The 15,453-nt window shown below is 69.0% G+C and carries 10 protein-coding genes; 6 read left to right on the top strand and 4 right to left on the bottom strand.

Annotation, left to right across the window (positions count from 1 at the left end; all coding sequences use genetic code 11):
• Nucleotides 1–168: 168 nt before the first annotated feature.
• The 3 genes from FBZ90_RS15075 (at nt 169) to galA (ending at nt 5,743) form a co-directional block, all read left to right on the top strand.
• On the top strand, nt 169–1,320 hold the full coding sequence (locus FBZ90_RS15075; protein ID WP_145733426.1) for an ROK family transcriptional regulator: 1,152 nt from the start codon (nt 169–171) through the stop codon (nt 1,318–1,320).
• A gap of 69 nt (nt 1,321–1,389) precedes the next feature.
• Entirely contained in the window at nt 1,390–2,727 is a 1,338-nt protein-coding gene (locus tag FBZ90_RS15070; RefSeq protein WP_145733423.1) for an MFS transporter, read from the top strand.
• An 88-nt stretch (nt 2,728–2,815) separates the two neighbouring features.
• A complete protein-coding gene (gene galA, locus FBZ90_RS15065) occupies nt 2,816–5,743 on the top strand; it encodes a beta-galactosidase GalA (RefSeq protein WP_211102057.1) in 2,928 nt (975 codons plus the stop codon).
• A gap of 55 nt (nt 5,744–5,798) precedes the next feature.
• On the opposite strand, the gene FBZ90_RS15060 is transcribed toward galA, so the two are convergent.
• From FBZ90_RS15060 to iolG, 4 genes are read right to left on the bottom strand one after another with little or no spacing between them, the layout of a single operon-like run.
• Nucleotides 5,799–7,175, bottom strand: coding sequence for a family 4 glycosyl hydrolase (locus tag FBZ90_RS15060; RefSeq protein ID WP_145733421.1), 1,377 nt, complete (start codon nt 7,173–7,175; stop codon nt 5,799–5,801).
• A complete protein-coding gene (locus tag FBZ90_RS15055) occupies nt 7,153–8,091 on the bottom strand; it encodes a carbohydrate kinase family protein (protein ID WP_145733419.1) in 939 nt (312 codons plus the stop codon). The genes FBZ90_RS15060 and FBZ90_RS15055 overlap by 23 nt, the downstream gene beginning before the upstream one ends.
• Nucleotides 8,088–9,470, bottom strand: a complete 1,383-nt coding sequence (locus FBZ90_RS15050; RefSeq protein WP_145733417.1) for an APC family permease — start codon at nt 9,468–9,470, stop codon at nt 8,088–8,090. The genes FBZ90_RS15055 and FBZ90_RS15050 overlap by 4 nt, the downstream gene beginning before the upstream one ends.
• Entirely contained in the window at nt 9,467–10,462 is a 996-nt protein-coding gene (gene iolG, locus FBZ90_RS15045) for an inositol 2-dehydrogenase (protein ID WP_145733415.1), read from the bottom strand. The genes FBZ90_RS15050 and iolG overlap by 4 nt, the downstream gene beginning before the upstream one ends.
• Nucleotides 10,463–10,651: 189 nt before the next feature.
• Between iolG and FBZ90_RS15040 the strand changes: the two genes are divergently transcribed.
• The 3 genes from FBZ90_RS15040 to iolD all read left to right on the top strand — a co-directional run bounded on the left by FBZ90_RS15040 (nt 10,652) and on the right by iolD (nt 15,444).
• Nucleotides 10,652–11,539 carry a MurR/RpiR family transcriptional regulator gene (locus FBZ90_RS15040; protein WP_145733414.1) on the top strand — a complete coding sequence of 296 codons (888 nt, stop codon included), beginning with the start codon at nt 10,652–10,654 and terminating at the stop codon, nt 11,537–11,539.
• 99 nt (nt 11,540–11,638) lie between these two features.
• Nucleotides 11,639–13,594, top strand: coding sequence for a bifunctional 5-dehydro-2-deoxygluconokinase/5-dehydro-2-deoxyphosphogluconate aldolase (locus FBZ90_RS15035; RefSeq protein ID WP_145733412.1), 1,956 nt, complete (start codon nt 11,639–11,641; stop codon nt 13,592–13,594).
• Entirely contained in the window at nt 13,591–15,444 is a 1,854-nt protein-coding gene (gene iolD / locus FBZ90_RS15030) for a 3D-(3,5/4)-trihydroxycyclohexane-1,2-dione acylhydrolase (decyclizing) (protein WP_145733410.1), read from the top strand. Before FBZ90_RS15035 ends, iolD begins: the two co-directional genes overlap by 4 nt.
• The last annotated feature ends 9 nt before the right edge of the window (nt 15,445–15,453 follow it).

Below are 15,453 nucleotides of genomic sequence, written 5' to 3'. Positions count from 1 at the left end.
TTCCCCTGGCCTGTTCCGGCCTTTGAACCATGGGGCTGGCCCCCATGGCCGCGCTCGGCGCTGTAATGTATGCAGCATGCATACTATACAGAATGTATGACGCCTTGATGACGGCGCGCGCTTATGTCTCTATGAGGCGGTCCTCTCCTGCCGCGGTTGCCTGTTTACATGCAGACGTTTTCCGATCTCGACCCCGCTTTGCCCGTCGTCTCCGTCGCCCGCCCGGTCAGCGACGGTGGGCGGCGCCTGCTTGACCTGGTGTTCAAAAGCGGGGGGCTCAGCCAGGCGGAACTGACCCGCTCGCTGGATCTGTCGCAGCCCACGGTGACGCGGTTGCTGCAGGGCTTTCACCAGGATGGCCTGGTGCGCTTGTCCGCCCGGCAGGCGGACCGGCCGGGTCATCCCAGCGTCCATGTCAGCCTGAATCCGGATTTCGCCTATGCCCTGGGCGTGTCCATGCTGGGCGATGCCCTGTCCATGACCCTCATGGATTTCGCCGGCACGGTGCGCGGCCAGCGGCGGGCCGCCATGCCCACCATGGCGCGGCCGGTGGTGCTGGAGAAGCTGCGCGCCTTCATGCGCGAATTGACGGACGAGGCTGGAATCGATCCCCGTCGCCTGGTCGGCATGGGGGTGGGCATCTCCGGCTTCTATGTCGGGCAGGGGCAGCTGTTCAATCCGCCGGTCTATCTGGACGATTGGGCGCTGGTGGAGATCGAGCCCATCCTGGAGGAGGCGCTGCGTCTTCCGGTGCGGGTGGACAATGACGGCACGGTGGCCGCCATAGGCGAGAACCTGTTCGGTGTCGGCCGCCGCTGCCGGAATTTCGCCTATCTGCACCTGACCAACGGCTTTGGCGGCGGCATCATCGCCGATGGCAAGCCCTTTCGCGGCCAGCACGGCAACGCCGGGGAGTTCGGCGGCGTCTGGACCCTGGCGGGCGTCACCTACACCAACCTCGATCTGCTGCAGACCTGCCTGAAGGAGCATGGCCATGCCTTCGCCACGGTGGAGGACATGGTGCAGACCATCGACATCAGTTGGCCTGGCGTCTCGCAATGGCTGGACCATGCCAAGCATTCCTTTGGCGTGCTGTGCGGCCTGTTGGCCTACAGCATCGATCCCGGCATGGTCGTCATCGGTGGCCGCCTGCCGCCGTCCATCGCCCAGGCCCTGGTCGACCAGATCGTCGTGCCGCAGCAGAACCATCGCCGGGACCGGCCTCCGCCCTCGCCCAAGGTGGTCGTGGCGGAGGCGCCGGGCGATCCCGTGGCCCTGGGGGCCGCCGTCACGCCGTTGCGCAACGCCTTTTTTGTGTGAGCAGTCCCCCATGCCGTGGGAAGCGCCCGACACACCGCTGTAACCTGGCGGGGATAGTGTGCCGGCGGAATGATGCTGGGGGCATGGCCGATGGCCGGCGGGGGGATAGCCTGGAGCGGGGGATGGGCGGCGCTATGGCGGACGCCCCTGTGGCGGGCCTATGGCGTCGGCCATTACGGCAAAAGCCTGGTCTGGTACAGCAGCGAACTGCTGTTCGCCTACTTCCTGACCGAGGCATGCGGTCTGCCGCCGCGCGCCATGGGCGTGGTCCTTGCGTTGTCGCTGGTGATCAACGGCGCCACTGACATGGTGATGGGACACCTGCTGCGCCGGTTGGCGGGAACCATATCCGCCGCCGCCCGCCTGCACTTCGCGGGCAGCATCCTGGCGGGGGCGGCCCTGCTGCTGTTCCTGGCCACGGGCCTGGTGCCGGAGGCATGGCGCCTGGTCTACGCCCTGGTGACCGGGCTGGTGTTCCGCCTGGCCTACGCCCTGTACGACGTGCCGCAGAACGCCGTCCTGGGCATGATCGCCAGCGACAGGCTACGCACCAACGTGTCCGCCTTGCGCTTCGTCGGTGCCGGCTTGGCCACCCTGTCCATCGCGGTGACCGCGCCCTTGCTGCTGGCCGGCAGCGCCACGGACAAGGCGCGGGCCTTCACCGTCTTCGCCTTGGTATTGTGGAGCCTCGGCATGGTGAGTGCCGGCTGGTTCTGGCGCGCGGCGCGGGGTGGGACAGCGGGCGCGGAGACGCCGCGGTCCCCAGAGGGGACGATGCGGCGTCCGTCATTGCCGGTGCGCCTGCCCATGGGCTTGATCAGCGTTTTGGCCGCCGAATGTGGTCTCGCGGCCTGCGCGTCGGTGTTCACCCGGCTGGAGCCCTACTTCGCCGCCACGGTCCTGACCTCCTCCCTGGCGCGGGGAACGGTCATGGCCTGCGTTGCCCTGGGCGGCTTGGCGGGCCAGCCGCTTTGGACCACGGTGGTGGAGCGCACCACGCCGTCGTCGGCCTTCCGCGCCTCCGGTGCCATGGCCATCACCGGGGCCCTGACCTTCCTGCTGTTCGGCGCGCACAGCCTGGTCCTGACGGCCGCCGCCGCCCTTCTGCTGGGGGCGGGCCTCGGGGGGTTGAGCATGCTGCTCTGGGCCGCCGCCGGGGCCTGCGCCGCGTCGCCCGCCCTGTCCGGCCGGCACCTGGCGCCCACGCAGGTGTTCGGGCTGCTGACCTTGTGCATCAAGGTGGGATGCGCCATCGCCATCCTGGTGGTCAGCGAGATCCTGGTGTGGCGGGCGGGTGACCGTCAGGCCGTCGTTTCCGCCCTGGCCCTGATCGTGCCGATGGCGGTCATGCCGTCCCTCGGCGCGCTCCTCTGCCTCATGCTGACGCCCCGCCTGCGGCTGTCCTGATTCCGCCGGTCGGCGGAATGGAAATTCCAATACAATAAAATATAGAAATAGCGTTGCGGGCTCGGATATCCGCCATTAGCATTCCGTCATGGTGGCGCTGAATGCCGCTTGCGGAACGGTGGGGGAGGGGGCCTTGGCGGGGCGGGATGTCAGTCGGCGTCAGATGCTGAAGGCGGGCGCCGCCGCGGTCGCGACCATGGTGGCCTCAGGTCCCATCCCGGGGGCGTCGGCCGGTGGCCTATCGGCGTTGCCGCATCTCGAGGGGGCCACGCCCCCGGCCTCCGCGCGCCAGGTGCTGCTGCTGGATCGGGGCTGGCGCTTTTTCGAGGGCGACGTCCCTTTTCCGGAAATCCTGGGCCAGGACGAATCCTACGACAACGCCAAGGCGGGCAAGGCCTGGGGGGCGGCGGCACCCGAGTTCGATGATTCCGATTGGGGCGCTGTCCAGGTGCCCCATGATTTCGTCAGCTTCCAGCCCATCCAGCCCGATGCCAACCGGGCCCAGGGCTACCGCCGGCGGGGCATCGCCTGGTACCGCACCGCCCTGCGCTTCGATCCGGCCGACCAGGGCCGCCATATCGAACTGCAGATCGACGGCATCGCCACCCACGCCACAATCTGGTTCAACGGCACCGTGGTTGAGCGGAACTGGAGCGGCTACAACGGCATCACCATCGACCTGACGCCCTTCGCCACCTTTGGCGACGACCTGAACACCCTGGCCATCCGGGTGGACGCCCATGCCATGGAAGGGTGGTGGTATGAGGGCGGCGGCCTCTATCGCCCCGTCCGCATCGTGAAGCGCGACCCGGTCCACATCGTGACCGACGGCGTCTACGCCCACCCCGTGCCGGCGGGTGACGGGTGGGTGCTGCCGGTGGAGGTCACCGCCTATAACGCCGGCACGTCCGCTGCCGTCATGACCGTGGTCAGCACGCTGGAGGATGCGGAAGGCCTGGTGGTGGCCAGCGGCCAGGCGCCCCTGTCCGTGCCCGCCCTGGAGCAGGGCGCCGCCCGCCTGGACCTGGCCGTGGCCAATCCACGGCTATGGAGTGTGGAGGCACCCAGCCTTTATCGCGTCCAGACACGGTTGATGGCGGGGGACCGGTGCGTGGATGCCGTCACCACCACCTGCGGCTTTCGCACCACCCGCTTCGACAAGGATAAGGGCTTCTTCCTCAACGGCCGGCCGCTGAAGATCAAGGGCGTGTGCGTGCACCAGGATCACGCTGGCGTGGGCACCGCCATCCCGGATGGGGTGTGGGACTATCGCATCCGCCGGCTGAAGGAACTGGGCTGCAACGCCATCCGCTGCACCCACAACGCGCCGTCCGCCGTGGTGCTGGATCTGTGCGACCGATACGGCCTGCTGGTGATGGATGAGAACCGGCAGTTCAACCCGTCGCCCGATACGCTGGCCCAATTGCAATGGATGGTGCGGCGGGACCGCAACCACCCGTCGGTCATCCTGTGGTCCGTATTCAATGAGGAACCGATGCAGGGCTCCGCCGCCGGCTATGAGATGGTGCGGCGCATGGCCCACGCGGTGAAGGCGCTGGACGCCACCCGCCCGGTGACGGCGGCCATGAACGGCGGCCTGTTCACCCCCGTCAACGTGTCCCAGGCGGTGGATGTGGTGGGCTTCAACTACCAGCAGGACAAGTACGACGCCTTCCACGCCGCCCATCCCGACAGGACGCTGATCTCCTCGGAAGACACCAGCGCCTTCAGCACCCGGGGTGCCTATGAGACGGACAAGGACAGCCGCACCATCGCCGCCTATGACGACCCGGTGAAGGGCTGGAACACCCACCGTGCCGCTTGGAAGGAAATCGCGACGCGGGACTTCATCGCCGGCGGCTTCGTCTGGACGGGCTTCGACTATCATGGCGAGCCGTCACCCTGGGGCTGGCCGTCCAATTCCTCCTTCTACGGCATCATGGATCTGTGCGGTTTCGCCAAGGCCGCCTTCTCCATCCATCAGGCCCAATGGGTGACGGACCGGCCCGTCCTTGCCCTGGTGCCGCACTGGACCTGGCCGGGACGCGAAGGCCAGCCCATCAAGGTCATGGCCTGCGCCAACTTGGCGGAGGTGGAGTTGTTCCTGAACGGCCGCTCCCTGGGCCGCCAGGCGGCCGATCCCTATGAAATGAACCACTGGATGGTCCCTTACGCCCCAGGCCGGCTGGAGGCGGTGGGCTATACGGGGAGCGCGGTGGCGGCCCGCACCCAGGTGGAGACCACGGGCCCCGCCGTGGCCCTGAGGTTGACGCCGGACCGTGATCGGATGCGGGGCGACGGCCTGGACGCGATGCCCGTCACGGTGGAGGCTGTGGACGCCCAGGGACGGCCGGTGCCCGTGGCCCAGGATCTGGTCACCTTCACGGTCGAGGGCGGCGATATCATTGGCCTGGGCAATGGCGACCCCAACAGCGCCGCGCCGGAGAAGGGGGAGCGCCGCGCCCTGTTCAATGGCCTAGCGCAGGTGATCGTCCAGGCGCGGGCGGGGGCGCCAGCCCTGACGCTCACGGCGACGGCGGGCGGCCTGAAGCCCGCCCGCGCCCGGGTTCCGGTTGACGCTGTCCCCCCGCCGGCACGGCAAGCGACCACGGGGTCCGACTTGATCCTGGACACCTGGTACGCGGCACCGCTGGCCGCGACCCAGGAGGCGGCGCTGGCGTACCGGCAGGCGGATCCCACGCCCTGGGACGATTTCGGCACGCGATGGGCCCACGATCCCCAGACCGCAGACGGCTACACCCTATGCTCCGTCCGTTTCACCCCTCATGCCAAGGTCGGTCGCCAGGGTGGGCGCGTGGTGTTCCTCAGCCTGGTCGGCGTCTGTGACATTTACGAGGGGGGGCGCCTGCTGGGCCGCAAGACCACGCCTATGCCGGGGCGGATGGAGGTCGCGCTGGCCCCGGGCACCGGGCAGCGGCGTCTGGATGTCCTATTCCAGACCCCGGCCGGTGCCGCGTTCGGCTTCGACCGCAACGTCGTCGTGCGCCAGGCCTGAGCGACGGCCCGGCCCCCGGTTCCGATGGAACACGGGGGCTCGGACCTGTCCCGCGTCAGCAATGGATGCAGCGATCCAGCAACTCATGCAGCAGCGGATCCGACGGCTCCCACTCGCCGATGGCCGGGTGGATCAGGAAGGCCATGCGCGCCGTCAGCCGGTCGGTCTTCATGGCCGAGCGGATGGCCGCGCGCTCATAGGACTTAACCGACTGCACCAGGCCGTGGACCTCGTCCGGCAGGGGCTCCAGCGGTTCGGGGATGATGGCGTCGCGGCTGATCTGGCACGGCGTCTCCACGATGTCCCCGTCCGGCAGGTTGGGGACGGCGCCGTCGTTGCGGGTGTTGACGATGATGCGCGCCGGCTTGTCGCCGCACAGCGCCGTCATGACATCCAGCGCGATGCGGTGATAGCCGCTGGCCACGCGGAACGGATCCTCGTCGAACGGCGCGTCCTTGTCGAAGGCGGATCCGGCCGACGCCTCCAGCTTCATGTAGGAACCGGAGCGGCGGTTCAGGTAGGCGGCGTAGGCGGCGACCGCGCCTTCGCCGTCGTCGGCGCCCAGCCGGTCCTTCAGGGTGGCGAACAGCTCGTGGTTCAGCTGCTCCACCTCCGTGCCCCGGCTGCTGCCCTGGCGCTTCTGGTTCTCCAGCGCGCGGCGGCGGCTGTAGTAGAAGAACAGGTATTCCGTCGGGATCAGCCGCAGGGTGCGGATCATGGCGAAGTCGAACAGCGGGGCGGTGTAGAGCTGCGACAGGATGCTGTCGTCATCCAGCACCCTGTCGGTCACATCCTCGCCGCGCAGCCGGATGCGGCGGACCCAGCCCAGATGGTTCAGGCCGACATAGTCGCACACCACCTCGTCATGCCGGGCGCCCAGCGCCAGGGTGATGCGGTGCAGCAGTTCGGTGGGCGTGTCGCAGATGCCTACCACCCGCGCGCTGGTATGGGTGCTGATGGCCTGGGTGATCAGTCCGGCCGGGTTGGTGAAGTTGACGATCCAGCCGTTGGGTGCCAGCCGTTCCACCACCCGCGCCTGCTCCAGCGCCACGGGCACGGTGCGCAGCGCCATGGCGGCCCCGGCCGGTCCCGTCGTTTCCTGGCCGGGATAGCCGTGCTTGATGGCCGCCAATTCATCCGCCGCACGCGAAGCGATGCCGCCGACGCGCACGCTGTTCAGGATGAAGTCCGCGCCTTCCACCGCGTCCTCGATCGAGGCGGTCTCCCGGATCTTCAGGCTGCCGCCCTCCTTGGCGACGACGGCGCGGCCCAGCGCGGCGATGACCTTCAGGCGCTCCTGGTCCGGGTCGTACAGCACCATTTCGCGGGCGCCCAGCGCCTCCGCCGCCTCGTTGATGCCGAAGATGACCAGCGGCGTGCGCACGCCGCCGCCGCCGATCATCGCGATCTTACGATCGGTAGGTCTGCTCATAGGTGCTCCATAGTTCCGTTCGGTCGGGGATGCCCCCCAGGGCGCCCGCCACACGCGTGGACAGGGCGCCGCAAATACAGGCGCGACGCAGGCGTTCCAGCAGCGGCGCGCCGTCCAGCAGCGCGTCGATGTAGCCCGCGTCAAAGGCGTCGCCGGCACCGGTGGTGTCAACCACCTCCACCGGCGGCGGCGGCGCGGCGCAGAGATCGTCCCCGCCCAGCCCCACGGCGCCCCGCTGTCCCAGCTTGAGGACGGGGTGGGGCAGGGCCAGGCGCTGCGCCAGGGTCAGGTAGTCCACCGCACCGTCGCTGCCGGAGAACAGCGCCCCCTCTTTTTCATTTGGCAGGAAATGGTCGACGGCCTGACAGGTGGCATGGTTGGCGGGATCCGGCAGCCAAACCGGCTGGAACCCCACATCCAGCGAGGTGGTGCAACCCGCCGCCCGCAGGGCCGGCAGCAGCGCCTCCGCCACCGCGTGCTCCAACGGCAGGGCGAAGTGGACGTGGCGGGCGCGGGCCAGGTCGGCCACCGTCGCCGGATCCGCCAGCAGGGCGGGCAGGGCCTTGTTGACGCCGATATGGGTGAAGAAGGACCGGTCCTCGCGGGTTGAGACGCTGATGCTGATCCCGGTATGGCCGGCACCGATGCGCAGGCCATCGGTGCCCAGGCCATAGGGCGCCAGGCGTTGCCTGAACCAGGGGGCGTCCGCCTCACCAATGATGCCGACCAGTTGCACCCGGCGGCCCAGCCGGGCCAGTCCGCAGGCGGTGTTGGCCGCACCCCCGCCCACCTCACGGGTGTAGGCGTCGGTCACCACCTCCTCCCCTGGCTGGGGCCAGGTGGTGAAGCCGCTCAGCACATGGTCGATGTACAGTTCGCCGACCACGGCCACGTCATGGGTCTTGGGCGTGGTCATGGCGCCCGCCAGGCCGGCAGGCGGAAAGGCCAGGCCCCCTCCCGCCGGGATTGGGCCAGATAGACCGCGACGCCCAGGGCCAGCATGGCCACGCCGATGGCGATGTGCCGAGGCTGGCTGGTGGCGACGATGTACATCCACCCGGCGATGGTGACGATGACGGGCAAGGGGTAGAGCGGCATGCGGAACTGTCCGGGCTGTGCGGGACCCTGGCGGCGCAACATGACCACCGCCACGCATTGGGCGGTGAATTGGAACAGCGTCTGGATGACGATCAGCACCGCGATCAGGTCGGCCAGCGAGAAGAAACAGGCCACGGCCGAGGCACCGCCCATGAACAGCAGCGACACGGTGGGGAACCGGCCCTTGGGATGCAGGGTGGCGAAGGGTTTGAAGAACCGCCCATCCACCGCCGCCGTGTAGGGCACACGGGAAAAGCCCAGCAGCACCACCAGGGCCGATCCCCAGCTGGCGATCAGGATCAGGATGGACACCACGACGCCGCCCCAGCGGCCATAGATCACCTGCATGAACTCCGCCACCACCGCGTCGGACTTTTGCGCCGTCTGCCAGGGCAGGGTGCCCAGGATGGACAGGTTCAGGCCCAGGTACAGCAACGCGACGATGGCGATGGACAGCAGCACGGCGCGGGGAATGGTGCGGCTGGGGTTCTTGATCTCCTCACCGATCATGCAGACGTTGTTGTATCCGCCGTAATCGTACACGGCGATCAGGGTGGCCGACCCCATGCCCATCCAGAAGGCGCCCGTGGGCTTGAACGCGCCCTCGGGAAAGTCGAAGGCCAGCTTGGCGTCGAAGTGCAAGGCGCCGCTGAGGACGATCCAAACGCAGGCGGCCACCACCACCACGGTGATGCCGATGGACAGGCGCTGGATCGACCGGATGTCACGATACAGCAGGGCGGTGTTCAGCAGGCAGACGGCCGCCGCCACCACCATCATGTGCCACGGCTTCATGTCCGGGGCCAGAAAGCTGGCGTATTGCGCCAGGCCCACCGTGCCGGAAGCGATGGACAGCGGCCCGATCAGCAGCGACTGCCACAGGTAGAGGAAGCTGAACAGCCGGCCCAGGCGGGCGGGGCCGAAGGCGTGCAGCAGATAGTGATACGGGCCGCCCGAGCGTGGGAAGGCCGACCCCAGCTCCGCCCACACCAGGCCGTCATAGGCGCACAGCACGGCCCCCACCAGCCAGCCCAGCATGGCCTGCGGGCCGCCCATGGCGGAAATGGCCAGGGGGATGGTGATGAAGGGGCCGATGCCCACCATGTTCAGGATGTTGGCGGCCAGGCCGCCGCCCAGGCCGATGCCGCGTACCGGCTTCAACGCGGTGGGAGTGGGAGGCTCGGTGGCCGGGGTCATAGACGGACCGCCTGGCCGGTGGCGGCCGACCGGGCCGCGGCCTCGGCCAAGGCCAGGGCGGCCACGCCATCGGCATAGCCCACGCCGGGCTTGGCCGTCCCGGCCAGGATGTCGGCGAAGTGGGCGACCTCGCGCCGGTAGGCTTCCGCGTACCGGTCCAGGAAAAAGTTCTGGAAGGCGTCGCTGGCCATGCCGGGGTTGCCGCCAGCCCCACCCCAGGTGGTGACGCTGCTTTCCAGGATATTGTCGGCGCGCAGCAGACCGCGCGATCCGAACGCCTCGATGCGCTGGTCATAGCCATAGCCGGAACGGCGGCTGTTGCTGATGACGCACAGCTTGCCCGAAGCGGTGCGCAGGATGGTCTTGGCGGTATCGACATCGCCGGCCGCGCCGATGGCGGGATCGACCAGGCAACTGGCGGCGGCATAGACCTCCACCACTGGTTCGGCCAGCAGCCAGCGTGCCATGTCGAAATCATGGATGGCCATGTCCTTGAACAGTCCGCCCGACACTTTGATGTAGCTGACCGGCGGGGGCGCCGGGTCGTGGCTGGTGATCTGCAGGGTTTCCAAGGGGCCCACGGCGCCGGCGTCGAGTCGCGCCTTCAGGGTGGCGAAATGGGGATCGAAGCGGCGGTTGAACCCCAGCAGCAGGGGGGCGTCGCCGCCCAGGGTGGGGGCGGCAGCCTGGGCACGGGCCAGGTCCATGTCCAGCGGCTTCTCGCACAGCACCACGGCGCCGGCGGCGATGGCACGGGCTGCCTGGTCCAGGTGAAGGTCGGTTGAACTGGCGATGATCACGCCCTTCACGGCGCCATCGGACAGGGCCGTGTCCATGTCGGCCACCGTCGCCCCGGTTTCGGCGGCCACGGCGTCGGCCGCGGCGGCATTGGGGTCGGTGACGTACTTCAGGCGCAGGGCCGGATGGGCCGCGACGTTGCGGGCATGAATACGGCCGATGCGGCCGGCGCCCAGGATGGCGATGTCGAACATGCAGGCTCCCTGTCAAGGCCTGGCCGCCCGGTGTGTCCGGAGGGTCGCCGTCCGGCGGGCGGTCACGATCATATTATGGAATGAAAATATCATACCATGGGGTATGATGGAATATCCATAACGCCGGGTGACGTTGCCTTCGCCCCATGACCGTCTATTCTTAGGGTCATGTCGAATTCTGGAGGGACGATGACGGAGAGTGCCACCGCGCCGCGCACGGCGGAAGAGCTGCGCGCCGCCATATTGGAACGCTACGACACCTTCAGCAAGCGGCTGCAGCAGATCGCGCGCTTCGTCCTGGACCATCCAGACGATCTGGCGTTGGAAACCCTGGCTGTGGTGGCGGAACGCTCGGGCGTCCAGCCGTCCGCCATCGTCCGTTTCGCCAAGGCGCTGGGCTATTCCGGCGCCATGCCCATGCAACGCCTGCTGCGGGATGGCCTGCTGGCCAACCACACCGCCCTGGGCTATGGCGAGCGGGTGCGCCAGTTCAACGCCGCCTTGGACAGCCAGGCCGGCACGGGCGACGACGGGGAATTGCTGGCCGAGTTCGTGGACCGGGACACGCTGGCGCTGGAAAACCTGCGCCAGACCATGACCAAGGCCGAACTGGCCCGCGCCGTGAAGCTGATCGACCAGGCCCAGACCCTGTACATCATGGGCTTCCGCCGTGCGTTCCCGGTGGCCTCCTACTTGGCATATTCGTTCCAGCAGGTGGGTAAGCGCACCGTCTTCGTCGACGGCGTGGGCGGATTGACCCGCCAGCAGATCGGCGCCATCGGCGAGTCCGACCTGCTGATCGCCGTCAGCTACCACCCCTATGCCGAGGAGACCGTCCACGCGGTGGAGGGGGCCGTGTCGGCGGGGGCCAAGGTCCTGACCATCACCGACAGCCTGGTCAGCCCCATGGCCAAGATGGCCGCGCAAGTCCTGCAGGTGCGCGAGTCCGAGGTGCGCGGCTTCCGCTCGCTGGCCGCGTCCCTGTGCCTGGCGCAAACACTGGTCATCAGCCTGGCGTTCGAGCGGGAACGGGCCGGTGCCCGGACCGCCCCGCGTACCCGGAGGCGGCGATCATGAAATCCATTTCCGATATTTTATTTACAAAAACATAGAACGTGGAATATACGTTCCATTCTATCGGGTGCTGATCCGGGCACCCCCAAGGCTGGAACCGGCATGGCGTCTTCTGCGCAATCCCCCGTCCAAACCCTTCCCAAGTCGCTGGATCTGATCGCCATCGGCCGGTCCAGCGTCGACCTTTACGGCCAGCAGGTGGGCGGCCGGCTGGAGGACATGGCCTCCTTCGCCAAATACCTGGGCGGCAGTCCCACCAACACGGCGGCCGGCGGCGCGCGCCTGGGCCTGCGCACCGGGCTGGTCACCCGGGTGGGGGCGGACCATATGGGGCGCTTCATCCGGGAGGAACTGGAACGCGAGGGGGTGGACGTCACCGGCGTGGTGTCCGATCCGGAGCGACTGACCGCCCTGGTGGTCCTTGGCATCCGCGACCGGGACAATTTCCCCCTGATCTTCTATCGCGAAAACTGCGCCGACATGGCGCTGGACGTCGCGGACCTCAATCCGGACTGGCTGCGCGGCACCGGCGCCGTCCTGATCAACGGCACCCACCTGTCGCAGCCGGGCGCCTTCGCCGCCAGCGTGGCGGCGGCCCGCCTGGTGAAGGGGAACGGCGGCAGGGTGGTGTTCGACATCGACTACCGGCCGGTGCTGTGGGGCCTGGCCGGCCTTGATCGGGGGGAGGACCGCTTCGTCGCCCACGCCGGGGTCACCAACCGCCTGCGCGAGGTGCTGCCCCTGTGCGACCTTATCGTCGGCACGGAGGAGGAGATCCACATCCTGGGCGGCGTGACCGATACGGTGTCGGCCCTGACCGCCATCCGCAGCCTGACCAACGCCGTCATCGTCTGCAAGCGCGGGGCGGATGGCTGTGTGGCCTTCCCCGGGGCCATCCCGGCCGCGGTGACCGACGGGTTGGTGGTCCCCGGCTATCCGGTCGAGGTTTTCAACGTCCTAGGCGCGGGCGATGCCTTCATGGCGGGCTTCCTGCGCGGCTGGCTGCGGGATGAACCCTTGGAACGGTGCTGCGCCTGGGGCAACGCCTGCGGCGCCATCGTTGTTTCCCGCCACGGCTGTGCCCCGGCCATGCCCACCTGGCCGGAACTGGAATGGTTCCTGGCCCAGCCCAGCCTGCCCCGCCGCCTGCGGGATTGCGCCGAGCTGGAACACATCCATTGGGCCACCACCCGTCGGCATCGGTATGACGAACTGACCGTCCTGGCCGTGGACCACCGCAGCCAGTTCGAGGATCTGGCGCGGGAACTGGATGCCGATCCCGCCCGCATTCCCCAGTTCAAGGCCCTGGCCCTGAAAGCGGTCGAGCGGGTGGCCGGTGGCGATGACCGCTTCGGCCTGCTGCTGGACGGCCGCTACGGCTTCGATGCGCTGGCCAGCGCCGCCGACGCCCCTTATTGGATCGGCCGCCCCATCGAGGAACCGAAGTCCCGCCCGCTGGTGTTCGAAAGCTCCGCCGACGTCGCGACCGAACTGACGGAATGGCCGTTGGCCCACGTCGTCAAATGCCTGGTCTTCTACCACCCGGATGATCCTGAAGACTTGCGTGAGCGGCAGGAGCGGCAGTTGCTGCGCCTGTTCGACGCCTGCCGCAAGACGCGGCACGAGATGCTGGCCGAGGTGATCATACCGGCCGGGCTGCCGGTCGACGCCACGACGGTGGCGCGTGCCATCCGCCGCTTCTACGCCATCGGGGTGAAACCCGACTGGTGGAAGCTGGAGCCGGCGGCCGATCCCGTTGCCTGGCGCAACATCGAGGCCGCGGTGCTGGAGAACGATCCCTATTGCCGTGGCGTGGTCCTGCTGGGCCTGTCCGCGCCGGAGGAGGAGCTGTTGGCCTCTTTCCTGGCCGCCGCACCCGCCGGCATCGTGAAGGGCTTCGCCGTCGGGCGCACCATCTTCTATGATGCCGCGCGCGGCTGGCTCGCCAACCGGCTGGATGATGACGAGGTGGTGGCCATGATGGCGGGCAAGCTGAAGACCCTGGTCGATGCCTGGCGGCGGGCCCGCGCGGACGCCATGGGCGGGCGGGCGGCGTGACCGGCGCACGGCAGCGCCTGACGGCCGCCCAGGCGACCGTCCGCTATCTGGCGGCGCAGCAGGTGGAGGGGCCCGGCGGGCCCGTGCCGTACTTCGCCGGCTGCTGGGCCATCTTCGGCCACGGCAATGTCGCCGGTTTGGGGGAGGCGCTGCAGTCCAGCCAGGATGTGCTCCCCACCTACCGCGCCCATAATGAGCAGGGCATGGCCCATGCCGCCATCGCCTACGCCAAGCAGGCGCGGCGGCGGCGAGCCATGGTCTGCACCACCTCCATCGGTCCTGGCGCCACCAACATGGTGACGGCGGCGGCGTTGGCGCATGTCAATCGCCTGCCGGTGCTGTTCCTGCCTGGCGACGTCTATGCCAGCCGCCGGCCGGACCCGGTGCTGCAGCAGATCGAGGACTTTGGCGACGGCACCGTGTCGGCCAATGATTGCTTCCGGCTGGTGTCGCGTTATTTCGACCGTCTGACGCGGCCGGAACAGATCCTGGACGCGCTGCCCAAGGCCATGGCCGTCCTGACCGACCCGGCGGCCTGCGGCCCCGTCACCCTGGCCTTCTGCCAGGATGTGCAGACGGAGGCCTGGGACTATCCCGAGGATTTCTTCGCCCCCCGCCTATGGCGCATCCGCCGCGCGCCGGCCGACCCCTATGACCTGGCCGACCTGGTGGTGCGCATCCGCGCCGCGCGCCGGCCGCTGATCGTCGCCGGCGGCGGGGTGCTGTATGCCGGGGCCGAAACCCTGCTGGCGGACCTGGCGGCGGCCACCGGCATCCCGGTGGCGGAGACGCAGGCGGGCAAGGGCGCGCTGCCCTGGGACCATCCGTGCAACCTGGGCGCCATCGGCGTGACCGGCACCGGCGTGGCCAACGCGGCGGCGGCCGAGGCGGATTTGGTCATCGGCATTGGCACCCGCCTGCAGGATTTCACCACCGGGTCCCGCGCGCTGTTCCAGGGGGCGGCACGCACCTTGGTCCAGGTCAATGTGTCCGCCCATGATGCGGCCAAGCAGGGCGCCGTGGGCGTGGTGGGTGACGCCGCCGCCGTTCTGGCCGGGCTGGCGCCGCTGTTGGCCGGATGGCGGGTGCCGGCCGATTGGGCGCGATCCCTGGCGGCGCCGGCCTTGGCCTGGGATGAGGCTTGGCAGGCGGCGACGGCGGCGCCCAAAGAGTGCGATACGGCGCTTCCCACGGATGCCCAGGTGCTGGGCGCGGTCTGGCGCCAGGCGGCGCCGGACGCGGTCGTGGTCTGCGCCGCCGGCGGCCTGCCCGGGGAACTGCACAAGCTCTGGCGGGTGCGGCGGCCCGGCGGTTACCACGTGGAATACGGCTATTCCTGCATGGGGTATGAGATCGCCGGCGGCCTCGGTGTCAAGCTGGCGGAGCCGGAGCGCGAGGTCCATGTCCTGGTGGGCGACGGCAGCTATCTCATGATGAATTCCGAGATCGCCACGGCGGTCATGCTGGGCCTGTCGCTGACCATCACCGTGCTGGACAACCGGGGCTTCGGCTGCATCAACCGGCTGCAACGCGCCACTGGTGGCGCGCCCTTCAACAACCTGCTGGCCGACACCCGCCACACGGCCCTGCCGGCCATCGACTTCGCCGCCCACGCGGCCAGCCTGGGCGCGCGGGCGCTCAAGGTGGCGGACATCGCGGGGCTGGAGGCGGCCCTGGCCCAGGCGCGGACGGGTGGGGGCGTGCACGTCATCGTCATCGACACCGACCCGGCCGTATCCACCCCCGCCGGGGGCGCCTGGTGGGATGTGGCCGTGCCGGAGGTGTCCGACCGGCCGTCCGTGCGCGCGGCCCGCGCCGCCTATGACGAGAAAACAAAAGACCAACGCTAGGGAGAGCAG

Source organism: Nitrospirillum pindoramense (assembly GCF_007827955.1).
In the GTDB taxonomy this organism is placed as follows: Bacteria; Pseudomonadota; Alphaproteobacteria; order Azospirillales; family Azospirillaceae; genus Nitrospirillum; species Nitrospirillum amazonense_B.
This window is presented reverse-complemented; position numbering and strand designations above follow the sequence as displayed.

Excerpts from the sequence above, each read along its gene's own strand:
- FBZ90_RS15055 (WP_145733419.1), bottom strand. The coding sequence starts at position 8,091 with ATGACCACGCCCAAGACCCATGACGTGGCCGTGGTCGGCGAACTGTAC.
- FBZ90_RS15040 (WP_145733414.1), top strand. The coding sequence starts at position 10,652 with ATGACGGAGAGTGCCACCGCGCCGCGCACGGCGGAAGAGCTGCGCGCC.
- FBZ90_RS15060 (WP_145733421.1), bottom strand. The coding sequence starts at position 7,175 with ATGAGCAGACCTACCGATCGTAAGATCGCGATGATCGGCGGCGGCGGC.
- FBZ90_RS15070 (WP_145733423.1), top strand. The coding sequence starts at position 1,390 with ATGATGCTGGGGGCATGGCCGATGGCCGGCGGGGGGATAGCCTGGAGC.
- FBZ90_RS15075 (WP_145733426.1), top strand. The coding sequence starts at position 169 with ATGCAGACGTTTTCCGATCTCGACCCCGCTTTGCCCGTCGTCTCCGTC.
- FBZ90_RS15050 (WP_145733417.1), bottom strand. The coding sequence starts at position 9,470 with ATGACCCCGGCCACCGAGCCTCCCACTCCCACCGCGTTGAAGCCGGTA.
- iolG (WP_145733415.1), bottom strand. The coding sequence starts at position 10,462 with ATGTTCGACATCGCCATCCTGGGCGCCGGCCGCATCGGCCGTATTCAT.
- FBZ90_RS15035 (WP_145733412.1), top strand. The coding sequence starts at position 11,639 with ATGGCGTCTTCTGCGCAATCCCCCGTCCAAACCCTTCCCAAGTCGCTG.
- galA (WP_211102057.1), top strand. The coding sequence starts at position 2,816 with ATGGTGGCGCTGAATGCCGCTTGCGGAACGGTGGGGGAGGGGGCCTTG.